The organism is Tamlana sp. 2_MG-2023 (genome assembly GCF_030548465.1).
Classification (GTDB): Bacteria; Bacteroidota; Bacteroidia; order Flavobacteriales; family Flavobacteriaceae; genus Pseudotamlana.
The window spans coordinates 220,061-242,327 of record NZ_JAUOSF010000003.1 but is presented as its reverse complement, the minus strand read 5'-3'; the positions used below and the strand labels follow the sequence as shown (position 1 = coordinate 242,327).

The window sequence follows — 22,267 nt, the reverse complement described above, 5'->3', positions numbered from 1 at the left end:
GCGATTTAGAAAAAAAATGTACTTTTACATTATGGCAAAAAACCTATTAACAATTAGTCTATTTTGTACTGTTTTTTTCTTCGGAATTCAAACGATCACAGCACAAACCTCAACTCATAAAACACCACAAAGCAGCTTGATACAACCACCATACTTAAAAGCAGGAGACACAGTTGCTATTGTAGCACCTTCAGGAATTTTAAAAAACCGTACTGCTGAAGTTAGAAAAGCCCAAGCACTTTTAGAAAGTTGGGGGTTACACTCTGTGGTTGGAAAATCGGTTTTTAATCAGAATAATCACTTTGCCGGAACGGATGATGAGCGTTGTGAAGACTTTCAAAAAGCCATCGATAACCCAAACATTAAAGCGGTTTGGTGTGCTCGTGGTGGTTATGGTGCCGTGCGTATTTTAGACAAATTGGATTGGACTAAGTTTAAGGAAAGTCCGAAATGGGTTATCGGCTATTCTGATATTACTGCGCTACACAGCGATGTTCATAATTTAGGCTACCAGTCTTTACACGCTATGATGTGTACCAGCTTACAAGACACTCCCGAAACCATAAAACAAACCATTTCAACTTTTAAAGATGCTCTTTTTGGGAATCCACTTGCTTACACTTTAAAAGGATCAACATACAATAAACCAGGAACGGTTTCTGGGGAATTAGTTGGTGGAAATTTAAGCATTCTCCAAACTATGCTAGGTTCTAAATCGAGCCTAGATACCAAAGGAAAAATTCTATTTATTGAAGAAATTGGCGAATACAAATACCATATTGACCGTTTACTTCAAAGTTTGAAACGCGCTGGTTATTTTGATGATTGTGCGGGGGTGATTATAGGTGATATGACCAAAATCAAGAAAAACACCACACCTTGGGGCAGTTCGATTCAGCAACTTATTTTAGACGTCCTAGCTGAATATGATTTCCCAGTCGCATTTAATATGCATGCAGGGCACGCGAAAGATAATCGTGCTTTGATTTTTGGAGACCAAATTACTCTGAAAGTGACCAAAGATTCCTCGTCTATTGTATTTGAATAATTCGGAAAAAAGCCCTTAAAACCCACGTTCCTTTTGTATTTGCTCATAAGCAGCTTGCACTTGTCTGAACTTTTCTTCTGCACCCTTTTGATGTGCCGGCCCTAAGTGTATGACTTTATCTGGATGGTATTTTTTGGCCATTTTTCGGTAGGCCTTTTTAATTTCATCTACTGAAGCACTTTTTTCAATCTCTAAAACTTTGTATGCCGCATCAGCATCATTATAAAACATCGCTTTAATACTTTCGTAATCTCGAGATGAAATCCCTAAGTAGCCCGCGATTTTATGAATTTGATCAACCTCCCTTTCAGTTACAAACCCATCGGCTTTAGCGATTCCGAATAAAAAATGTAGGAGCTGTAAACGTGAAGCATGCTCCATCATCTGCCGAATTTGCAAACACACTGGACGCACAGAAACTTGTTGCTTATTGATATTTTTAAACAACTTAAAAGCGTGATTCGCACGGTCTTTTCCGTACATGCCAACAAATTGCTGACGCACAAAATCCAATTCACGCTGATCCAATTTACCATCGGCTTTAATCACTGAAGAGGCTAGAATAAGCAAACTCACTTCAAAATCGCCAGATTGGGTTCTTGTGTGCTGTCGCGGGTCTCTTTGATTATATGTCTCTCTTTCAGTAGAAAACGGACTACCACCACTTTTAGCCATCGAATCTATTAAAGTCCCTATAGCTAATCCAATGATAGCTCCAATAGGACCTCCCAACGACCAACCAATCGCGCCACCAATCCATTTTGAATAACTCATGTAAGTATTTATTTTATTAAACGTCAAACTACCCTAAATACTTACTTCATCATTTTGAAGCTGCGTATTTTACAAGGTTTGCGCTCATGTTTTTATTAAAAAATAATTTAAGAGCGTAAATATAATATTTGTTAGTGGATTGCTTTACGGAATTGTGACACAATTGGTATCTTTGCAGTCAGAATTGTTAATTATTAAAATTTAAAAATATGTATCCAGCAGAATTAGTAAAACCAATGCGTGAAGATTTAACGAAAGTTGGTTTTGAAGAATTACATACTGCCCAAGAGGTTGATGCAGCTTTAGCAAAAGAAGGCACAACTTTAGTGGTTGTAAATTCAGTTTGTGGTTGTGCAGCAGCTAATGCACGTCCAGGAGCAAGAATGAGTTTAGACAATGCAAAAAAACCAAGCAACATCGTTACTGTTTTTGCAGGTGTTGATAAAGAAGCTGTGGATGCAGCTCGTGGTCACATGGTACCGTTTCCTCCAAGCTCACCAAGTATGGCATTATTTAAAGATGGTGAATTGGTTCACATGTTAGAGCGTCACCACATTGAAGGACGACCTGCTGAATTAATTGCAGACAACCTTAAGGATGCTTATAACGAGCATTGCTAGAAAATTATTTTTCGTTGATTGATACAATCGTTATAAACAGATTGCATTTCAATTAGAATAAAAATACAATCAGAACCACGATACTCAAACGATCGTGGTTTTTTTATGCCCGTTTATCATTAGAAGTAGGTACAACCTCTTTTGTTTTCATTCACAAAAACGAAAATAATTTAAGCTTCATTTAAACAGAACCAAGATTTACTTATTTTTGACCCATGCAAAAAATTCTATCATATCCGATAAGCGTCATTTATGTTATAGTATTCTTTCTTACACTATGCGTATTTCACGTATTACAGTGGTTAAGCTTTAATATTTTTGGATACAACGTGCATAAAAAAGTTGTTGATGGCCTGCAGTTTTCATTAATCTGTTGCGCAAGACTTTTAGGTACGCGTTTTACCTTTACCAATCCGTATGATATTGACACCAACCAACCACTTATCATTGTATCAAACCATCAAAGTTTACACGACATTTACCCCATTACTTGGTACATGCGTAAACACCATCCTAAATTTATAAGTAAAATAGAATTAGGCCATGGGATACCAAGCGTATCTTATAATTTACGTCATGGTGGTGGTGCATTAATTGATCGTAAAAACCCCAGACAATCCCTTCCTGCCTTAATGAAATTTGGCGAATATATAGAAAACACAAAACGCGCCGCGGTCATATTCCCTGAAGGTACTCGCAGTAAAAACGGCGTACCAAAACCATTTCAAACGAGAGGTTTAGAAATTTTATTTAAAAAAATTCCATCGGCCGTTGTTGTCCCAATTACCATAAATAATTCATGGAAAATGTTAAAATACGGCAATTTCCCAATGGGTTTAGGCACTCATATCACATTTACTGTGCATAAGCCTTTAAAAGTTAGTACCTTTGTAAACAAACAAGACCTATTAGATAGTATAGAAACCACTATCACAAACAGTATCGAACCATAACATTACAACACATGTCATTGAAAAATAAAAGATTAGAAGTCATGAAGTTTTTGGAAAAAGACGTTGACGCCCTAATGGAAAAATACTTAATTCCTATAGATTCTATTTGGCAACCGACAGATTTTTTACCTAATTCTGAAACGACAGATGAAAAGTTTTTCGAAGAAGTAAAAGAAATTAGAGAGCTTGCTAAAGAATTGCCATATGACTTCTGGGTAGTTTTAGTGGGTGATATGATTACCGAAGAAGCTTTACCTACCTACGAATCGTGGTTAATGGATGTTGAGGGTGTAGACCAAATGGATGGTAAAGAAAACGGCTGGGGTAAATGGGTACGCCAATGGACTTCTGAAGAAAATAGACATGGTGATGTACTTAACAAATACCTTTACCTTTCGGGAAGGGTAAACATGAAAGAAATTGAAAAAACCACACAGCATTTAATTGCCGATGGTTTTGATATTGGAACCGATAGAGATCCTTATAAAAACTTTGTTTACACAAGTTTCCAAGAATTAGCAACCTACATTTCTCATAATCGTGTAGCTAAAATAGCTAAAGACATGGGGAACAAGCGTTTGTCTAAAATGTGTAAAATTATTTCTGGTGATGAAATGCGCCACCATCATGCGTATTCAGATTTTGTAGATCGTATTTTTAAAGTAGATCCAAGCCAGATGATGATGGCTTTTCATTATATGATGAAACAAAAAATTACCATGCCTGCACACTTTTTAAGAGAATCGGGTGGTAAAATAAGTTCTGCTTTTGAAGAATTCTCAAATACGGCACAACGTATTGGGGTTTATACATCTACCGATTATGTGGATATCCTTCAGAAATTAATTGACCGTTGGGAAATTGATAAAATCACAGGATTAAACGATGAAGCTGAAAAAGCTAGAGATTATTTAATGAAACTACCTTCGAGAATGTACCGTTTATCAGACCGTATGAAAGTGCCTGAAAACTCATTCCAATTTAAATGGGTAGAACCTGCTATTATTAAGTAAAAACAGTTTTGTCATTCCGAGGAATCGAGGAATCTCAACAATTATTAAAAGATTCTTCAGTCGTACCTCCTTCTGAATGACAAAATCAATCTAAAATATCAATCAATTCCTTCCAGTTTATTCTGAAAGGAATTTTTTATTTCAGCTTATGTATACTTCCGAAGACATTATTAATAAAACCATCACTTTTGTAAAAGACACTTTAGCTGACGCTGAAGGCGGACACGATTGGTTTCATATAGAGCGTGTTTATAAAAATGCTTTGTTAATTTCAAAAACCGAACAAGCCGATACCTTTATTATCGCTTTAGGTGCTTTACTGCATGATATTGCCGATAGTAAGTTCCATAATGGTGATGAAACCGTAGGCCCTAAAAAAGCTGCAGCTTTCTTAACCCAACTTCATATTGAAACTTCGGTTATCGAACATGTGTGTAACATTATTAAACACATATCTTTTAAAGGTGGTAACGAAACACAGAAATTTAAATCGCTTGAATTAGATATTGTACAAGACGCCGATCGTTTAGATGCTATTGGCGCTATAGGCATTGCGAGGTGTTTTAATTATGGTGGTTTTAAAAACAGAGCGCTTTACAATCCTGAGATTAAACCCAATCTTAATATGACAAAAGAAGCGTATAAAAGCTCAAACGCGCCTACCATCAATCACTTTTATGAAAAGCTTCTCCTATTAAAAGACCGCATGAACACGGAAACAGGCAAAAAAATTGCCCTAGAACGTCACAATTATATGTTGAGCTTTCTAGAGCAGTTTTATAATGAATGGGAAGGCAGTAAATAAGCCTAACTAATCATCTTTTTAATTTCTTTACGGTAACTCGATGCACTTTTACCAGTAATATCGTTAAAGGTTTTATTAAAATGCGAGAAGTTATTAAATCCGCATTCAAAACACACATCGGCGATGCTCATTTCTAATTCCTCCGATAATAATTTAGTAGCATGAACCACGCGGTATTCATTTACTATTTGAGTAAATGTTTTACCAGTTGCTTTCTTAAAGTATCTACAAAAGGCAGGAACCGTCATACTCACCTTATCTGCAATTTCATCCAACGCAATGTGGTGTGTAAAGTTTTTATTCACATACTTAAAGATCACACCAATTTTAGCACTGTCTTGCGCTTCGGCTTCAAAGGCCAGACCATCAGCGTTTAATAAATTGTAATCATCTGTTTTAGATAAATAATGTAAAATTTCTAAAAACTTGATAACGCGCTTTAGTCCTTTATATTCATATAACTTTTCAATTTTAGGCCCTAACTTCTTTTTAGTTTCAACTTTAAAACGAATGCCTTTTTTAGCTCTTTCAAATAATGCTGAAATATTTGCTATCTCAGGCACGTTAAGAAAATCGTCTCCTAAAAAATTAGCCTTGAATTGTATTGTTGTTTCTGTTCCGTTAGCAGTTAAACGATCTGTAAAACCATTATGTGGTAGATTAGAACCTATTAATATTAATTGACTGTTGTTAAAATAGGATAAATGACTTCCTATATGTGTCTTTCCTTGTCCTTTATTTATATATATAAGTTCCAACTCTGGGTGAAAATGCCAGAAGGCTCCATTCCTATCTACCTGTTCTACATGCTGTTTAACCAAGATAGAGCTCCCAAAACTTGGGCTTAGCTTCTTTAATGTGGGTTTCTTAGCAATCATATTAGAGGGGTTTTATTAGCAAAATTAATACTTATTATGCATACATTGTATATTTATTTAACTCAAATATATGTTAAATTAACTTCATGTTTAGTTAACAAATAGTTAACAGATAAAATAGCATATAAATAAGCCAAAATTGATGTTTTGCACCTTCTAGATCTCACATATCTTTGTACCGTTGAACGTTATAAACGACTCATTATGAAAAACGTACTTACATTAACTAAAAAAGGAATCCTGATGGTAGCTATGCTAGCAACGGTTTTAGGTTTCGCAAATGCAGATGATAAGGTAATCGTAAAGAGAGACGCTAAAAAAACGTCTATAACACTAGAAGATGTAAAACAAGGCGATTTAGTCTCTATTAAAGATAACCAAGGGATCATCATTTTTAAAGAATCGGTTGAAGCAACTGGAACTTATACAAAAGGATTTGATTTAACAGGTTTAGAAAACGGAGATTATGTTTTTGAAATTAATAAAGATTTAGAAGTTAACACCATTCCTTTTACAGTAAACACTACTGAAATTGAATTTGATGAAGCTGAAGAATCAACATATTTTAAACCTCATACTAAACACGAAGCAGACTTACTATATGTAACGAAACTTTGTTCTGATGATGAAACTGCAATTATCAATATATTTTCTGAAGTTGCAGAAGGCGAATACGAAATGATTCACTCTGAATTAATACAGGATGCATTAGTAATCGAAAAGGTTTACAAATTGAATACAGGAAATTACAAAATAACAATACACTCTAATAACAAGGAGTACACGAAATTCATTAATAATTAGTTTAATGTCTTATTTAGTTTAGTTTAGTTGGTAAAGTGGGCTGTGGTGGCCCACTTTTTTTTGCTTTCTATTTTCCTCAACTAGCACACACACCTAGAGTACATTGTTTTATAGCTACAAACAACCCTTATAACCTCTGCTAATTTGCCTTTTTTTATAAATTTAAAAAGGGACCTTCATATAAGAAAACCGTTTAAATTCAATGTAAATTATATGTTATATTAATTTAAACAATAGTCTCCTATAATCATCCGGTGGTAATTTAGCATATAATCTTACCAATTTAGATGTTTTAGCAAGCTCACTTCTCAGCTAAATTTACAACATAAATCCTTCATTTTGAAAAACATAGCTAGTCTCTCACAAACAATATTCTTAGCAGCCGTTTTACTTAGCAGTATATCTGGGTTCGCAAAGAAAGCCGCTTATTACAATATAACTAATGCCATAAAAAAATCAACCGTGGCACTAAATGATATTCCTGATGGAAGTTTCATTTCCATAAAAGATTCCAAAGGAAATATTTTATATGAAAAAGCCCGATTTAACTCTAAAGGTGTTGACCTATCATTTTTAGAAAACGGTAATTATTTTTTACAAATAGAAAACTCGCAAACCATACAGCTCCCCTTTAAGGTAGCTTCAGAAATGGTATTTTTCAAAAAAATAAAATCAACATTTGCACAAAACAAAGCTGAAAGCCTTTGCAACGTAAAAAATATTTATCAGGGTAAAAAGCATATGGTCTTGTTTCGAGAAGAACAAAAATTTAATCGCCACCCTTTACAAAAATTCTAATCTCTCTCATATTTATTAAATAAAAACGGGACACTTAAATATAAGTGTTCCGTTTTTGAATTATACGTACCTGATGTTTACTAAAAATTGATTTTTCATTACAACATCAAAATCAATTTAAAATAGCTTAAACAACATAAAACATACTCTATTAACTGTCTATTATGCTAAATTAACTCAAGATAAACTTAGTGTCAATATGATTGATAATCTAACATATAAATACATCAATTCCAATGTTTTGCAGGACTTACAACTAACATATCTTTGTAGTATCAAAAAGAGAAAATTTATATATTATGAATAACATATTTACAAACACAAGAAAAGGATTCTTAATGGTAACTTTATTTGCTACCATGTTAAGTTTCGCAAACGAAAACGACTTTTACAACATTAATGTAGAAGCCAGCAAAACGACTTTAACTTTAAATTATGCTAAAGAAGGAAGTGCTTTATCCATAAAAGATTTAAATGGATCGGTACTTTATTCTGAAACCATTAAAGCTACTGGAAGATACAAAAGAGAATTTGATTTATCATTTTTGCCAAATGGAGACTATAAGTTTGAAGTTGACAAAGACCTTCAAATTAAAGAGATTCCTTTTACATTAAATTCTGGTGTAGTTACCTTTAATAAAAATGAAGAAAAACTAATTTACAAACCATTCATTAGAGTGTCTGGTGATCTAGTTTACATTAGCAAATTAGCTCTGGATGGAGAGGATCTTAAAGTTGATATCTATTTTACAAAAAACAATAATAGATCTCATTCGGAACTTGTAATCTCTGAAAACATAAAAGGTGATGCCACTATAGAAAAAGTATACAGATTAGAAGATCTTAATCAAGGTAAATACCAAGTAATACTACATGCTGCAGATAGAAGATTTGAAAAAAATATCTAAATCTTAATTTAGAAAAGAACAATTAAAAAAGGTGATCTTAAATAGATCGCCTTTTTTTTTGAATATGTAGTATCTATACTAATTTTCCAGTACCAAAATAACTAGAAGTAAATAAGTTCTTCTAACCCTTAAAAGCCGAACTGGATGAAAATCAAACAGAATTACCTTGATTATATGCTAAATTAACTTAACGAAAAAACAACATTTACATAACAGATAATCTAGCATATAAATCTGCCAATCTCCATGTTTTGCACCTCCTATAAGCAGCCTATCTTTGTAGTATCAAAACAGAAAATATTTATATTATGAACAACATATTTACAAACACAAGAAAAGGATTCTTAATGGTAACTTTATTTGCTACTATGTTAAGTTTCGCAAACGAAAATTCATTTTACAGCATTAAAGTTGAAGCAAACAAAACAACTTTAACTTTAGATTATGCTAAAGAAGGTAGCTTACTTTCTCTTAAAAATGCAGCTGGCACAGTTATTTGTTCTGAAACAATTAAAACAACAGGAAAATACACAAGAGAATTCAATTTAGCTTTCTTATCTAACGGAAATTATATGTTTGAAGTAGATAAAGATCTAGAAATTAAAGAAATCCCTTTCACTATAAATTCTGGTATTGCTAGTTTTAATAAATATAAAGAAAGAACAGTTTACAAACCTTTTATTAGAGTTTCTAATGACATGCTTTACATCAGTAAATTAGCTTTAGATGGAGAGCCATTAGATATAGAAATTGTTTACACTAGAAAAAACAGTTTCAACTCTCAAGTTGTTGTTTCAGAAAAATTATCTGATAAAGAAAAAATTGAAAAAGCATACAAATTAAGTGGACTTAAAGAAGGAAATTACCAAGTAGTAGTTTATACAGCTCACAGAAAATATGAAAAAAATATCTAAGATCTTAGTTTAGTTTAGTTAGAAAAAAGGTGTTCTTAAAAAAGGAACATCTTTTTTTTTGCTTAAAACTTTCATCAAGAATTCATCATATCTTTCTTCAAAAAAATAAAATAGAACAGCTCTTTAATTGTCATTAACCTGGAATAAAACCAAAATTACCCTTGTTTTATGTTATATTATCTTAACCTTAAAACAACTGTTTAATAACAGATAAAATAACACACAAACTAATCAATACCAATGTTTTACAACAATAAAAACTATCATAAATTTGTAGTATCAAATGATAAAATAAAACATTATGAAACACATATTTACACACTCAAGAAAAGGATTCTTATTAGTAACTTTATTTGTTACTATGGTAAGTTTCGCGAGCGACAATTCATTTTACAGTATTGATGTTGCTGCAAAAAAAACAACATTAACAATAAGTAGTGTTCGAGAAGGTAGCTCTTTATCACTTAAAGACAATCAAGGTGCTATACTTTATTCGGAAACAATTAAAGTTACAGGAAATTACTCAAGAGAGTTTGACCTCACGTTTTTACCAAACGGAAAATACATGTTTGAGTTAGATAAAGATCTTGAAATAAGAGAAATCCCTTTTTCAATAAGCTCTGGAAATGCTTTTTTCAACAAAGAAAATGAAAAAGTAGTTTACAAACCATTTATTCGAGTAGTTGGCGACCACCTATACATTAGCAAATTAGCTATTGACGGTGAGCCTTTAGAAATTGACATCTACTTTACCAACAAAGAAAATAGATACAAAGAATTAATCCTTTCTGAAATAGTTAGCGATGAGACTAAAATCGAAAGAGCTTACAAATTAGATCGCTTAAATTTAGGAAACTATGAAGTAGTACTTCATTCTGCAGATAGAGCATACGAAAAAACAATCTAGAATAATATTGAACTAATGTCTTATTTAGTTTTTGCCAAAAAGGTGAGCTTTTAAAAAAGTTCACCTTTTTTTATATCTAACACATAACAATTTCTTAAAAACACCCGCTATTAATCATTATAAGCTAACCAATTAGCAACGCAAAAATAACAGATAAAATACCACATAAAACAGTCAATATCAGTGTTTTATGATATTTATTTAAATCCTATATTTGATATGTTGAACGTTAAAAACACTTTATTATGAAAAACGTACTTAAACATTCAAAAAAAGGAATCTTAATGGTAATCATGATGACTACCTTATTAAGTTTCGCAAATGAAGTTTCATCTTTCAAGGCTGAAAATGAAACAAACAGAACCTCTCTTACTTTCAACTACGTAAAGGCAGGGAATCTACTATCAATTAAAGATAGTAATGGTGTCATTCTACATAAAGAAGTTATTCAGACAACAGGTATTTTCTCTACTGGTTTCGACCTTACCATGTTGCCTAATGGCGCTTATATGTTTGAAGTAGACAAGGGACTTGAAATTAGCGTTATTCCATTTTCAGTAAAATCTGGATTAGTGCTATTTGATAAGGAAAAAGAAGAGATCATTTATAAGCCGCACACGCGTGTTGAAGGCAGTATCGTTTACATTAACAAGTTGGCATTAGATGGTGAACCACTAAAAATTCATATCTATTCAACCGCACCAGGTAGCGAAGGACTTTTATTTTCTGAAACTATTGAAAACACAACCAACATTCAAAGAGTTTACAGATTGAAAGGACTAGAAAGCGGAAGTCATAAAATTGTTTTCCACTCAGAAGGACGTGAATACGTAAAACACATTTAAAGCATGCAAGAACCACATTTTACAAATTAAAGGCTATCTAAATGGATAGCCTTTTTTAATTTATGTACTGAATTAAATTTTTTATTTTCCAGGAAAATGAGGTTTACGTTTTTCAAGAAAGGCGGTTGTACCCTCCTTAAAATCTTCGGTGCCAAAACTAGCTCCAAAAGCTTCAACTTCAACTTCAAAACCATTAACACCAGTTTTATAATTAGCATTTACTGCTTCTATCGCCCTACTTATCGCAACGCTAGAATTATTTGAAATTTTTGAAGCTATGCCAGTGCAGAAATTCAATAACTCTTCCTGGCCCACCACGTGATTTACCAAACCATAAGTTAGTGCTTGAGCTGCGTCAATCATTCCAGCCGTCATAATCATCTCTAAAGCACGCCCTTTTCCTACCAATTGCGGCAAACGTTGTGTACCACCATAACCTGGAATAACACCGAGAGAAACCTCTGGAAGCCCTAATTTGGCATTAGTACTTGCTACCCTAAAGTGACAAGCCATAGCGAGCTCTAAACCACCTCCTAATGCAAAACCATTTACAGCTGCAATAACGGGTGTAGATAAGTTTTCAACGAAATCAAATAATTGTTCATGACCTTTAGCCGCTAATGCCTTTCCTTCGGAAGCATTAAAATCTGAAAACTCACTAATATCGGCACCTGCAACAAAGGCTTTTTCACCACTTCCGGTAACAATAATAACTTTGGTTTCCTTATCAGAGTCAGCTTCCTTGAAAGCCTCATGCAGCTCTGTAATCGTCTCTTTATTAAGCGCGTTTAATTTTTTGGGACGATTAATCGTAATCGTGCTTAACGCCCCTGTTCTACTCAAAATAATCGTATTATAACTCATAGTTAAATTGAATTGTTCATTTTAAGCGTATTTTTAAATCAGCTTTTGAAAACGCTTTATGGTTTTATTTTAACCACTTAAATTTACTAATTTTTATCAGGATAACGGCTAACGGCTTCAGAAATCAAAAAACTGAAGCATTCACTAAGGAAGACTAAAAATGAGCTTTTGGGAATGTTACTGTAAACGTTGTCCCCTTGCCCTTTTCTGAAATAAATGAAATGGTGCCGTTATAAGTTTCAACTATATTTTTTACCATGGCCAAACCTAATCCCATACCACTTGTTTTAGTTGTAAATTTTGGTTCAAACACCTTTTCTTTACTTGATTCGGAGATACCCGAACCATTATCTGAAACCAAAATAACCACGTTATTGTTGACCTCCGAAACATTGACTATAATTTTAGGCTCATGATTTTCAGACATGGCTTGAATAGCATTTTTCACCAAGTTTGTTACCACTCTAATGAGTTGCGTTCTATCTAGTTTTGCAATGATATTTTCACTTTCTGAAGTAAATTTGATGTAGTTTTCATTAAAAATATCTAATGCTAATTTTACAATTTCCACAACATTTAAATTTTCATTTTGTTGCGCCGGCATTTTAGCAAAATTTGAAAATGCCGATGCTATAGAACTCATAGTATCTATTTGCTGTATTAAGGTTTTGGTATATTCGTCAACTTTAGAGTAGATATTAGCATCTTCTGGATCAAACTTACGCTGAAAATCTTGAACTGTTAATCGCATAGGGGTTAACGGATTTTTAATCTCATGTGCGACTTGTTTTGCCATTTCTCGCCAAGCCTGTTCGCGTTCGCTTTTTGCTAACTGTATAGCACTTTCTTCAAGCTCATCAATCATACTGTTGTAAGAGTTCACCAAAGTAGTAATCTCTTCGCTTGTATCATCAATTTCAATCTTTTCATTAAGCCTTTCAAGCCGTGTGGAGTTAATTTTGTCACTAATAGTTTTTAAGGATTTCGTAATGAATTTAGATAATAAAAATGCAAGGCCGATCGCCATAAAAAGCACAAAGGTAAAGGCGTACGCCATTCGGGTTAAAAACGCTTCTAGCTCATTCGTTAGAAAATCATCATTCTCTAAATATGGTAAATTTAATATAACCAATTCTCTAGATTTCTGATCGGTAAGATAAGTGTATGATGACAAGAAGGTCTCGCCATTTTCCATGTGTTTATCCACATAACGATGTACGGCTGTATTAGAAATAGCATTTAAAACCTCAGTTTCAATGCATTTATCGGCAACATTATTTCTAAAGCCAGCCTTAGATGAAATTAACAAGGTGCCATCTAAATCATATAAATTGATTTGAAGTTTATGAATATCGGCAATGTTATAAATTTCCTCTTTAAATATTACAGCGATATTTTCGGTTTTAACTTCCCAGGTATTGTTTCTACCGTTAAGTACACGCCTAAGATGTGTACTTATACTTTGTTCTTTAGCCTGTAAACGATCGCTGTGATAATCTTCACTTTGTTGTTTATATTGATTGATTGCAACAACTGTAATTAGCACCGACCCTAATAAAACCAAAAGGATCATGGCTAAAAAAATACGAGTACGTAATGATGGTTTTCTTAATCTAAAAGGCACTTGATCTTATATTGAATGGTTTAAATATAGCAATAATCAAACCAAAGCCTGATATGGTGGTTTAAAAAGCACGTTCTTTTAAATTCGATCCTAATTTTTAAGCGTCAGGATTTTTAGCTCTAATATTCTTGTAAATTTTGAAACCTACCATAATTAAGACACCTAAAACCACAATACCTACGACGCCCCAAATCCAATTAATAGCATTCTTTAAAACCACTAAAAACACAACGGCAAATAAGATAAAAGTCGCGCCTTCGTTCCACATACGCATGTAACTAGAAGATTTTTTAACCACGTCAATTTGTAATTGCTTATAATAAACATGAGTTTTATAATGGTATATAAAAAGTAGTAAAACAAAGACTAATTTAACGTGCATCCAAGATTGTTCTAACCAATAAGGCTGTAAAATAAGCAACCAAACCGCAAAAATAGTAGCTAAAATAGCTGATGGCCAAGTGATAATATACCACAGGCGTTTGGCCATTAACTTTAACTGTTTTCCCAAGATTTCCTTATCTGGCGATGGCTTATGAAAAGCTTCAATTTGATACACAAATAACCGCGGAATATAAAACAATCCCGCAAACCAAGTGATTACGAAGATAAGATGAAACGATTTTATATAATTGTAATATTCCATAATTAAAGCATTGAATTGACTTCAGAGTTTTTAGAGGTTAAGGTTTTTGAAATTTCTCTATTTAAGAAATAAGCAGTTACTATTGTTGCTAAGGTATCTGCGATAGGAAATGAGATCCAAACACCTAATTCCCCATAAAATTCCGGAAGTATGAAAATTAGCGGAATAAAGAAAAACCCTTGGCGCGTTAAAGTTAATAATAACGCTGGTTTTGCCTTTCCAATCGCCTGAAAATAAGCGGCTCCAATAAGCTGCAACGCAATAATAGGAGTAGCGGCAAACACCCAACGCATCGCACTTGGTGTTTCTTTTATCACTTCAGGATCGGTGGTGAACATTTTAGTAATGAGATCTGGAAAGCTCATCAGCACAATAAATACCAATGTTGCTAGCAGCGAGGCGTATTTAATAGCTATGTAAATACTTTGTTTGACACGATCGTACTGTTTCGCACCGTAATTAAAACCAGCAATGGGTAAAAATCCTTGAGTAACACCTAAAACAGGAAACATTGCAAACATAAGCATGCGTCCAACAATAGCGTATGAAGTTACCGAAGTGACACCTCCTAAATCATACAAAATATTATTCATAAACAAATACGTGACACTCACAACAGCTTGTCTAGCCAATGTTACAAAACCTAACGCGCTAATTTCTTTTACTACCCCAAAGTTTAAACCAAGATGTGAGAAGTTTATTTTTAATTCGGAATGTTTAGAGAGAAAAAACCAAAGAATAAACATAAAACAAAACCCATAAGAAAGCGTTGTAGCCCATGCAGCTCCAGCCATTCCAAAGTCCAAAACATTAATAAAAAGGTAATCTAAAATTAAATTACTTACCGAGGGAATCATCATGGCGTACATACCAAATTTAGGCTTGCCTTCAGCACGAATTACCGTATTCCCCATCATACTTAAGGCCAAAATAGGCACCCCATAAAGTACAATGCGATAATAAATTTTTGCAGGTTCAAAAATAGCACCTTTACCTCCAAACGAATTTATAATAGCATCTTGAAACAACAAGCCCACGGTTACAAACGTGGTACAGAGTAATAAGGTTAAGGTAATTTGATTCCCAAAGGTTTTTAATGCCTTTTTATGGTTTGATGCGCCAAGTGCACGCGATATAATGGAAGACCCACCAATACCAATGGCCATTCCTAAGGCCGCTATAAAAAAAGACACAGGCAAGACCACATTTATCGCAGCGATAGCCGTTACCCCAATCCAATGGCCTACAAAAATAGTATCGACTAAAATATTTAATGACATCACCAAAATCCCTATGGCCGCAGGTACAGCTTGCCTAATTAAAAGCTTTCCTATAGGTTGAGATCCTAATTCCTGTGATGATATTTTTGCCATATTTTAAATTATGTACTTGGCGTGACCCATGTGTTAATCCAATTAGACAATAAATCTACAAAAGGTTTATCGTCATTCAAACAAGGAATGGTAGTAAATTCATTACCACCCATTTCATGGAAAATCTCTTGACCTTCCATGGCGATTTCTTCAAGTGTTTCTAAACAGTCACTCACAAATGCGGGTGTTACAATAGCCATATTTTTAACACCATTTTTCCCTAAACGCTCAATAGTTCGGTCTGTATAAGGCAACAACCAAGGATCAAACCCTAAACGTGATTGAAAGGATGTTGAATACGAACCCTCTTTAAGTTTAAGTTTTTCGGCAACTAATTTAGTAACCTCTAAACATTGATGCCTGTAACAAAACTCATGTGCAATACTTGGTGTCGCACAACAGCTACCATCAATTTTACAGTGTGATTTAGTAACATCACTTTTTCTTATATGACGCTCTGGTACGCCATGGTAAGAAAATAGCAAATGATCAACTGGCTTACCTTCTAAATGACGTTTTACAGAATTTGAAAGCACCTCAATATAATCTGGTTTATTATAAAAAGCAGGTACTGATTCTATTTTTAAATTCGGAAAAAACGCTTGACGAAGTTCTTCTGCTAAAACCGTAATAGTTTCCGTAGTTGCCATTGCGAACTGCGGGTATAAAGGGAATAACAAAACCTCATCAACACCTTTATCTACTAATTCTTGAAGTCCTTTTTTAATGGTCATACTACCATAACGCATAGCCAAAGCTACAGGTGCTTCAACTTGTTTTTGAATACTTTGTTGAAGTCTTTCAGAAATCACAATTAATGGTGAACCTTCGTCCCACCATATTTTTTTATATGCAGCTGCTGATGCTTTAGGACGTGTTTTTAAAATAATCCCTTTTACAAGAGCTGCTCTAGCAACAAGCGGAATATCAATAACACGCTCATCCATTAAAAACTCTCCTAAATATTTCTTTACATCTTTGGGCTCTGGGCTTTCAGGAGAACCCAAATTTACAAGTAGTATGCCTTTTTTCATCGCTTTTTTATGTTGACACAAAAATACAATACATAAATTTAATACAGCTTAAAAATTAGTTAAGTGAACAATTACAAAACAAAAAAAAGCTCCATTTATAAAAAATGGAGCCTTTTTGGTTAGTTAGTTTTGGTTTGCAATATAAAATCTTTTACATGTTACTTACTTGAGATTTATTATAAACCCATTTTGGTAATGATGCACTATCAAAATTAGGCTTTCCTTGTGTATTAACACTTTCAACACATACTGAATTTACCAGGTTTTTAACGTTTAAAACCTCAAAAACTTTTTCATGCTGTGCCTTACTAAAAGCTCCTAATACTTCATCAATATCAACCGCTTTATACACACCATCCTCTAATAAATAGGCAAACATGTTTTTTACACTCGGCTCATAAAACTCGGTGTTTTTATCATAATCCTCTTCTTTTAGAATATAGTTTTTTCCTGCTACAAGAAGGTATTGCTTATCTGATTTAAGATTTTTAACGCTTACTGTACCTCTAAACAATAAATGGTAATCATCATGATAAATACCTGGCTTACCTTTTACGCTCTTTTTATTTACTTCATAAAATGAATCAAATGGGGCACGTCCTTCCTTATTTATTTTATCTGTAGGAATGTATTTTAAATATTCATCTTTGGTTGCGAAATGAGAAGGCAAGTTTTCTGCACAATACCCATCATACCATACAGGTTTAAAATCTTTATTAAGTAAATTATGATTTCCTTTTTCAAAAATTACCGGGTGTTCATAAACCCTAGGGTTATAAAACTTAAAATGGCCTATTTGAAATAAATCACAATCACTTGCTACTTTAGTTTCAGATCCGTTTGTTTTGCATGAAACAACCACGCAAAAAATTAATAATGTTTTTAGTAAAGTTCTCATCATAGTTAAGTTATTCTGTAAACTTAAAGGTGTTGACAGCCCTCCAAATTCACTTGGTTAGTATAATTATTTAGGTTTATTAAAATATTTCCTTTTGCCTAGCGGATGAGGGAGAGAATGATTCCATAAATAAAAACATTCTTTGCTAAGTTCTTTAACAATTTGTACACCACCAATATATATAAAAACTTATATAAGTAATGTTTATATACGTAAAAAATCGATGAAGTGTAATTTATTGTAGGTTTTTACCTATATTAATATAAAATGAAGACTTTATAGTTTGAATACGAACGAATTAAAATAATTATTTCTTACCATGTTTACGATTCAAATAACTTTGATAGACCTCTTGATCTTTATTATCATAGTCACATTCTTGAAAAATACCACAAGACGTGTTAGCGCGAACTAGAGATTTTTTACTCATATTCTCGTAAAAAGCTGCAATTTCTGGAGTTAAATATTTCATATTCAATAAATTTAGATTCAACTTAAAGACATAATGTACTTTTTAGGCGTGGTGCCATATTTCTTTTTAAAGGCTGAAATAAAATGACTTGAAGTACTGTAACCAACCTTCAAACCCACTTCATTTACATTATTTTCACCAGATTCTAACAGTTTTCTGGCCACTTCCATTTTATAATCAAACAAAAAACTAAAAACAGAATCGCCATAAATTTGCTTAAAGCCTTCTTTTAACTTTTTAAGACTTAAACCTATTTCATCTGCAAGCTCTTGTAAACTTGGCGGTTCGGCCATACGCGCTACAATAATATCTTTAGCTTTACGTATTTTAATAACATTAGTTTCATCTACTAAAAACGGACATTGTTCCACATCGGCATCTTCACTTCTATTAAAATATAAACTTAATAACTCGTAAGCTTTACCTTTAAAGTAAAGTTCTTTAATAGAAGCATTTAAATTGTAATTAATCATTTGATTTAAAACAATCGCCATAGATGGTGAAATAACACCATCTTTATAATATTTCTTATCCTTATTATCTTCACTTAAAAAAGTAATGTAATCGGCTTCATGAGAGAAAAAACCATGAAATTTTTTAATTGAAATTAAAACGGAAACCATCCAAGAATGTGGATTAACCTCTAAATGAATAGGTAAATCGCGCTGCGGATTATATAACAACAGCGAATTCTCTTCTAGAATACTTAATTTATAACGCCCTTCGTTAAAAAGAAATTGACTGGACCCTTTTACACAAAAATGAAACTGGATATAATCACTATCTATATCTTTTACAGCCGATTGCACTTCACTCGCATCATTTTTAAAAGTGAGCACCATAACCCCGTCTTCAACCGTTGTTTCGTTAAAAGTACTTTGAGCGATACTTTTATGGATATTGAAATCTTCCTTCATTCTTTTTTTATTTAGATTCGTTCTAAATTAATGATACTAAACAGCCCTGTTTTCATACGAAAATAGCATATTTCGATGATAATCACGAAAAACATCGCTAAAAAACCACAAGCGACACTTATAGTTCTTCAAGCGTTATTTTTTCTGAAAGCAGCACTATACATTTGTCTTCTTATATTGAGCCACCAGCATGCAAAACCAAATTAATTCACGAAGTTCTTACTTTTACGCCATAGGCTTAAGTTATAAAAAAGCCGATGCCGAGATAAGAGGCCACTTTAGCTTAGACGAAGACGCGAAGCACGCATTACTAAGTCAGGCAAAAGAAAATGGTATAGAAAGTCTTGTGGTAACTTCAACTTGCAATAGAACCGAAATTTATGGTTTCGCAGCACATCCATTTCAACTTATTCAACTACTCTGCGATAACACCAGAGGTACACTTGAAGAATTTCAAAAAGTAGCCTACGTCTATAAAAACAACGAAGCCGTGTCACACATGTTTCGTGTAGGTTCTGGCTTAGACAGTCAGATTCTTGGTGATTTCGAGATTATTAGTCAGTTAAAAATAAGCACTAAACTTTCAAGAAAACATGGGTTACTTAATAACTATACAGAACGTTTAGTAAATGCGGTTATTCAAGCGAGTAAACGTATAAAAACAGAGACCGATATTTCTTCGGGTGCAACCTCTGTATCTTTTGCTTCTGTACAATACATATTAAACACCATAGAAAACGTTTCAGATAAAAACATTCTTTTATTCGGAACCGGTAAAATAGGAAGAAACACTTGTGAAAATTTAGTAAAACACACTAAAAACGAACATATTACACTTATTAACCGTACCAAAACGCGCGCCGAACAAATAGCTGGTAAGTTTAATTTGGTCGTAAAAGATTATGCTAATTTACAAGAAGAAATAAACCAAACTGATATTCTTATCGTGGCTACTGGCGCTCAACGCCCAACCATCGACAAGCACATTATTCAGTCAAAAAAACCGCTTTTAATTCTAGATTTATCGATTCCAAAGAACGTAAATTCCGACGTTGAAGAATTGGATCATGTTTCCTTGGTACATTTGGATCATTTATCACAAATTACCGATCAAAATTTAGAAGCTCGAAAAGCGCATATTCCTTCCGCGGAAGCGATTATAGAAGACATTCAAGCAGAATTTAATGGCTGGTTAGAAACTAGAAAGTTTGCGCCTACCATTAAGGCCTTAAAACACAAATTATCCGATTTCGCTGCTGCGGAATTAGATACACAACGCAAGAAAAATGCCGATTTTAATGAAGCACAAGCCGAATTAATTAGCAACAACATCATACAAAAAATAACAAACCACTTTGCGCATCACCTAAAAGATGATAATATTTCTACAAACGATAGTTTGGAGCTTATTAAAAAAGTGTTTCAGTTAGAACCCACAGCAAAAAATGTCTAAAACCATAAGAATTGGCACGCGTGATAGTGAATTAGCACTATACCAAGCCAACATTGTAAAAACGCAACTTGAAGCTTTAGGGCATAAAACCACACTCGTTCCTGTAAAATCTACAGGCGATTTAGTTTTAGATAAACCCCTATACGAGCTAGGTATTACAGGAATTTTTACAAGAACCCTAGATATTGCCATGTTAAATGACGATATCGATATTGCCGTACATTCTTTAAAAGATGTGCCTACCCTTTTGCCTAAAGGCATTGTACAAGCGGCCGTTTTAAAACGTGGTAATGTAAACGACACCCTGGTATTTAAAAATAACGAAGAGTTTTTAGGTTCTAAAAATGCCGTAATTGCAACCGGTAGTTTAAGACGTCGTGCCCAATGGCTAAACCGTTTCCCAACTCATACTATTGTAGATCTACGTGGTAATGTGAATTCTCGTCTTCAAAAATTAGAAGACAACGATTGGAACGGGGCCATTTTTGCAGCCGCAGGTATTGGAAGAATTGGTATTCGCCCAGAAGAATCGTTTAATTTAGATTGGATGATTCCAGCTCCTGCACAAGGCGCAATAATGGTTACTGCTTTAGAAGATGATGAATTTACAAGAACTGCTTGCGCGGAATTAAATCACGAAGAAACCGAAATTTGTACGACCATAGAACGTGAATTCCTTAATAAACTGGAAGGCGGATGCACCGCTCCAATTGGTGCGTTAGCTTATATCAAAGATGAAGAAATTAACTTTAAAGGGGTTTTATTAAGTGAAGATGGCTCCAAGCGGATTGATGTAACTCGTGTTAAAAAATTAGGCGAACATAGCGATATGGCTCAGTTTTGTGCCGATTTTGTTATCGAACGTGGTGGAAAACGCTTAATGGACAAAATAAAGTCTACCAAACCAACCAACGTGTTTTCAACAAAATCATTTACCGAAGATCAGCGTTTGTTATTTCATGAAAAAGCGGTTCCAGAGAGCTCAGATTTTATAAAAATTAGCTTAAATCGTATTCACCCACGTTTCTTAAAAAACGAGATTCAAAACGTAATCATAACAAGTAAAAACGCCGTAGAATCGTTAACTACAAACTATTCGGCTATAGAATTACAATTCAAAAACATTTACTGTGTTGGTCGTCGTACCAAGCGTTTGGTTGAAAAGAAAATTGGCAAAGTAACCCACACTGAAAACAACGCTAAAAAACTAGCCGAGTATTTAGTAGAATATATAGACGGAACGGAAGTCACCTATTTTTGTAGTGATTTAAGATTAGACGATTTACCAAATATTCTTGAAGAAAATAACATTAAGGTAACCGAAGTTGAAGCTTATCAAACTAAATTTGATGGTTTCAAAGTTGCCGATTCTATTGAAAGTGCTATGTTTTATAGCCCATCAACGGTTGAAAGTTTTGTTCAAAAAAATAAAGCAGAAGTTATAGCCTTCTGTATTGGAGACACGACAGCAAAGGAAGCAAGTAAACATTTTAGCGATGTTCGCATTGCAAAAGTACCAACTGTAGAGAGTGTCATTGAATTAGTCAATGCACATTACGCCCAATAATTTTGAAAATTATAAACCATAGAAACGGAAAAAGCTTTGAAATATTAAATCAGATTGTATAAATTCAACATTTTTAATTCAAAGGTTAAAATTATGATAAATATCATTTTGGAGCAGCCATTTATCACTTAGTTTTATACACTTTTAAGTTT

23 protein-coding genes are annotated in these 22,267 nt (G+C 33.5%); 13 read left to right on the top strand and 10 right to left on the bottom strand.

Annotated features, from left to right (window positions below; translation table 11 throughout):
* Positions 1-31: 31 nt before the first annotated feature.
* Positions 32-1,048: an LD-carboxypeptidase gene (locus Q4566_RS06475; protein ID WP_303419795.1), complete on the top strand. Its 1,017-nt coding sequence runs from the start codon at positions 32-34 to the stop codon at positions 1,046-1,048.
* A gap of 15 nt (positions 1,049-1,063) precedes the next feature.
* Here the strand turns inward: Q4566_RS06475 and Q4566_RS06470 are convergent, their stop codons facing one another.
* Positions 1,064-1,822, bottom strand: a complete 759-nt coding sequence (locus Q4566_RS06470; RefSeq protein ID WP_303419793.1) for a TerB family tellurite resistance protein — start codon at positions 1,820-1,822, stop codon at positions 1,064-1,066.
* A gap of 209 nt (positions 1,823-2,031) precedes the next feature.
* On the opposite strand from Q4566_RS06470, the gene Q4566_RS06465 reads away from it, so the two are divergent.
* The 4 genes from Q4566_RS06465 to Q4566_RS06450 all read left to right on the top strand — a co-directional run bounded on the left by Q4566_RS06465 (position 2,032) and on the right by Q4566_RS06450 (position 5,213).
* Positions 2,032-2,442, top strand: a complete 411-nt coding sequence (locus Q4566_RS06465) for a BrxA/BrxB family bacilliredoxin (protein ID WP_303419791.1) — start codon at positions 2,032-2,034, stop codon at positions 2,440-2,442.
* A gap of 215 nt (positions 2,443-2,657) precedes the next feature.
* Positions 2,658-3,395, top strand: a complete 738-nt coding sequence (locus Q4566_RS06460) for a 1-acyl-sn-glycerol-3-phosphate acyltransferase (RefSeq protein ID WP_303419789.1) — start codon at positions 2,658-2,660, stop codon at positions 3,393-3,395.
* A gap of 11 nt (positions 3,396-3,406) precedes the next feature.
* Positions 3,407-4,408 carry an acyl-ACP desaturase gene (locus tag Q4566_RS06455; protein ID WP_303419787.1) on the top strand — a complete coding sequence of 334 codons (1,002 nt, stop codon included), beginning with the start codon at positions 3,407-3,409 and terminating at the stop codon, positions 4,406-4,408.
* Between the two features lie 148 nt (positions 4,409-4,556).
* Positions 4,557-5,213, top strand: coding sequence for an HD domain-containing protein (locus Q4566_RS06450; RefSeq protein WP_303419785.1), 657 nt, complete (start codon positions 4,557-4,559; stop codon positions 5,211-5,213).
* Between the two features lie 2 nt (positions 5,214-5,215).
* Here Q4566_RS06450 and Q4566_RS06445 read toward each other — a convergent pair whose 3' ends face one another.
* Complete coding sequence (locus Q4566_RS06445) at positions 5,216-6,091, bottom strand: AraC family transcriptional regulator (RefSeq protein ID WP_303419783.1); 876 nt, start codon at positions 6,089-6,091, stop codon at positions 5,216-5,218.
* A 204-nt stretch (positions 6,092-6,295) separates the two neighbouring features.
* On the opposite strand from Q4566_RS06445, the gene Q4566_RS06440 reads away from it, so the two are divergent.
* The 6 genes from Q4566_RS06440 (at position 6,296) to Q4566_RS06415 (ending at position 11,267) form a co-directional block, all read left to right on the top strand.
* Positions 6,296-6,895, top strand: coding sequence for a hypothetical protein (locus Q4566_RS06440; RefSeq protein WP_303419781.1), 600 nt, complete (start codon positions 6,296-6,298; stop codon positions 6,893-6,895).
* A 339-nt stretch (positions 6,896-7,234) separates the two neighbouring features.
* A complete protein-coding gene (locus Q4566_RS06435; protein WP_303419779.1) occupies positions 7,235-7,693 on the top strand; it encodes a hypothetical protein in 459 nt (152 codons plus the stop codon).
* Between the two features lie 299 nt (positions 7,694-7,992).
* Entirely contained in the window at positions 7,993-8,601 is a 609-nt protein-coding gene (locus tag Q4566_RS06430) for a hypothetical protein (protein WP_303419777.1), read from the top strand.
* Between the two features lie 308 nt (positions 8,602-8,909).
* Positions 8,910-9,515 carry a hypothetical protein gene (locus Q4566_RS06425; RefSeq protein ID WP_303419776.1) on the top strand — a complete coding sequence of 202 codons (606 nt, stop codon included), beginning with the start codon at positions 8,910-8,912 and terminating at the stop codon, positions 9,513-9,515.
* A 301-nt stretch (positions 9,516-9,816) separates the two neighbouring features.
* On the top strand, positions 9,817-10,422 hold the full coding sequence (locus Q4566_RS06420) for a hypothetical protein (RefSeq protein WP_303419774.1): 606 nt from the start codon (positions 9,817-9,819) through the stop codon (positions 10,420-10,422).
* Between the two features lie 245 nt (positions 10,423-10,667).
* Positions 10,668-11,267, top strand: a complete 600-nt coding sequence (locus Q4566_RS06415; protein ID WP_303419772.1) for a hypothetical protein — start codon at positions 10,668-10,670, stop codon at positions 11,265-11,267.
* 81 nt (positions 11,268-11,348) lie between these two features.
* On the opposite strand, the gene Q4566_RS06410 is transcribed toward Q4566_RS06415, so the two are convergent.
* The 8 genes from Q4566_RS06410 to Q4566_RS06375 form a co-directional block, all read right to left on the bottom strand.
* Positions 11,349-12,131 (bottom strand): enoyl-CoA hydratase/isomerase family protein, encoded by a 783-nt coding sequence (locus Q4566_RS06410; protein WP_303419770.1) that lies wholly within the window; start codon positions 12,129-12,131, stop codon positions 11,349-11,351.
* Positions 12,132-12,285: 154 nt separating this feature from the next.
* Complete coding sequence (locus Q4566_RS06405; protein ID WP_303419768.1) at positions 12,286-13,704, bottom strand: ATP-binding protein; 1,419 nt, start codon at positions 13,702-13,704, stop codon at positions 12,286-12,288.
* A 148-nt stretch (positions 13,705-13,852) separates the two neighbouring features.
* The gene (locus Q4566_RS06400) at positions 13,853-14,401 is read right to left on the bottom strand and encodes a CopD family protein (protein WP_303419766.1); all 549 of its coding nucleotides are present in this window, start codon (positions 14,399-14,401) and stop codon (positions 13,853-13,855) included.
* 2 nt (positions 14,402-14,403) lie between these two features.
* The gene (locus Q4566_RS06395; RefSeq protein WP_303419764.1) at positions 14,404-15,774 is read right to left on the bottom strand and encodes an MATE family efflux transporter; all 1,371 of its coding nucleotides are present in this window, start codon (positions 15,772-15,774) and stop codon (positions 14,404-14,406) included.
* An 8-nt stretch (positions 15,775-15,782) separates the two neighbouring features.
* Complete coding sequence (hemH, locus tag Q4566_RS06390; protein WP_303419762.1) at positions 15,783-16,808, bottom strand: ferrochelatase; 1,026 nt, start codon at positions 16,806-16,808, stop codon at positions 15,783-15,785.
* Positions 16,809-16,959: 151 nt separating this feature from the next.
* Positions 16,960-17,709, bottom strand: coding sequence for a hypothetical protein (locus Q4566_RS06385; RefSeq protein ID WP_303419760.1), 750 nt, complete (start codon positions 17,707-17,709; stop codon positions 16,960-16,962).
* Positions 17,710-18,013: 304 nt separating this feature from the next.
* Positions 18,014-18,178: a hypothetical protein gene (locus Q4566_RS06380; RefSeq protein WP_303419758.1), complete on the bottom strand. Its 165-nt coding sequence runs from the start codon at positions 18,176-18,178 to the stop codon at positions 18,014-18,016.
* Positions 18,179-18,195: 17 nt separating this feature from the next.
* Complete coding sequence (locus tag Q4566_RS06375; protein ID WP_303419756.1) at positions 18,196-19,095, bottom strand: helix-turn-helix transcriptional regulator; 900 nt, start codon at positions 19,093-19,095, stop codon at positions 18,196-18,198.
* Positions 19,096-19,285: 190 nt separating this feature from the next.
* Here Q4566_RS06375 and hemA point away from each other — a divergent pair, with 190 nt between their 5' ends.
* Positions 19,286-20,548, top strand: coding sequence for a glutamyl-tRNA reductase (hemA, locus tag Q4566_RS06370; protein ID WP_303419755.1), 1,263 nt, complete (start codon positions 19,286-19,288; stop codon positions 20,546-20,548).
* A complete protein-coding gene (gene hemC, locus Q4566_RS06365; protein ID WP_303419753.1) occupies positions 20,541-22,115 on the top strand; it encodes a hydroxymethylbilane synthase in 1,575 nt (524 codons plus the stop codon). The genes hemA and hemC overlap by 8 nt, the downstream gene beginning before the upstream one ends.
* Positions 22,116-22,267 lie beyond the last annotated feature (152 nt).

Coding starts and splice junctions, on each gene's coding strand:
- Q4566_RS06430 (WP_303419777.1), top strand. CDS start 7,993: ATGAATAACATATTTACAAACACAAGAAAAGGATTCTTAATGGTAACT.
- Q4566_RS06445 (WP_303419783.1), bottom strand. CDS start 6,091: ATGATTGCTAAGAAACCCACATTAAAGAAGCTAAGCCCAAGTTTTGGG.
- Q4566_RS06405 (WP_303419768.1), bottom strand. CDS start 13,704: ATGATCCTTTTGGTTTTATTAGGGTCGGTGCTAATTACAGTTGTTGCA.
- Q4566_RS06410 (WP_303419770.1), bottom strand. CDS start 12,131: ATGAGTTATAATACGATTATTTTGAGTAGAACAGGGGCGTTAAGCACG.
- hemA (WP_303419755.1), top strand. CDS start 19,286: ATGCAAAACCAAATTAATTCACGAAGTTCTTACTTTTACGCCATAGGC.
- Q4566_RS06420 (WP_303419774.1), top strand. CDS start 9,817: ATGAAACACATATTTACACACTCAAGAAAAGGATTCTTATTAGTAACT.
- hemH (WP_303419762.1), bottom strand. CDS start 16,808: ATGAAAAAAGGCATACTACTTGTAAATTTGGGTTCTCCTGAAAGCCCA.
- Q4566_RS06425 (WP_303419776.1), top strand. CDS start 8,910: ATGAACAACATATTTACAAACACAAGAAAAGGATTCTTAATGGTAACT.
- Q4566_RS06415 (WP_303419772.1), top strand. CDS start 10,668: ATGAAAAACGTACTTAAACATTCAAAAAAAGGAATCTTAATGGTAATC.
- Q4566_RS06400 (WP_303419766.1), bottom strand. CDS start 14,401: ATGGAATATTACAATTATATAAAATCGTTTCATCTTATCTTCGTAATC.
- Q4566_RS06460 (WP_303419789.1), top strand. CDS start 2,658: ATGCAAAAAATTCTATCATATCCGATAAGCGTCATTTATGTTATAGTA.
- Q4566_RS06380 (WP_303419758.1), bottom strand. CDS start 18,178: ATGAAATATTTAACTCCAGAAATTGCAGCTTTTTACGAGAATATGAGT.
- Q4566_RS06450 (WP_303419785.1), top strand. CDS start 4,557: ATGTATACTTCCGAAGACATTATTAATAAAACCATCACTTTTGTAAAA.
- Q4566_RS06440 (WP_303419781.1), top strand. CDS start 6,296: ATGAAAAACGTACTTACATTAACTAAAAAAGGAATCCTGATGGTAGCT.
- Q4566_RS06465 (WP_303419791.1), top strand. CDS start 2,032: ATGTATCCAGCAGAATTAGTAAAACCAATGCGTGAAGATTTAACGAAA.
- Q4566_RS06375 (WP_303419756.1), bottom strand. CDS start 19,095: ATGAAGGAAGATTTCAATATCCATAAAAGTATCGCTCAAAGTACTTTT.
- hemC (WP_303419753.1), top strand. CDS start 20,541: ATGTCTAAAACCATAAGAATTGGCACGCGTGATAGTGAATTAGCACTA.
- Q4566_RS06470 (WP_303419793.1), bottom strand. CDS start 1,822: ATGAGTTATTCAAAATGGATTGGTGGCGCGATTGGTTGGTCGTTGGGA.
- Q4566_RS06455 (WP_303419787.1), top strand. CDS start 3,407: ATGTCATTGAAAAATAAAAGATTAGAAGTCATGAAGTTTTTGGAAAAA.
- Q4566_RS06395 (WP_303419764.1), bottom strand. CDS start 15,774: ATGGCAAAAATATCATCACAGGAATTAGGATCTCAACCTATAGGAAAG.
- Q4566_RS06475 (WP_303419795.1), top strand. CDS start 32: ATGGCAAAAAACCTATTAACAATTAGTCTATTTTGTACTGTTTTTTTC.
- Q4566_RS06385 (WP_303419760.1), bottom strand. CDS start 17,709: ATGATGAGAACTTTACTAAAAACATTATTAATTTTTTGCGTGGTTGTT.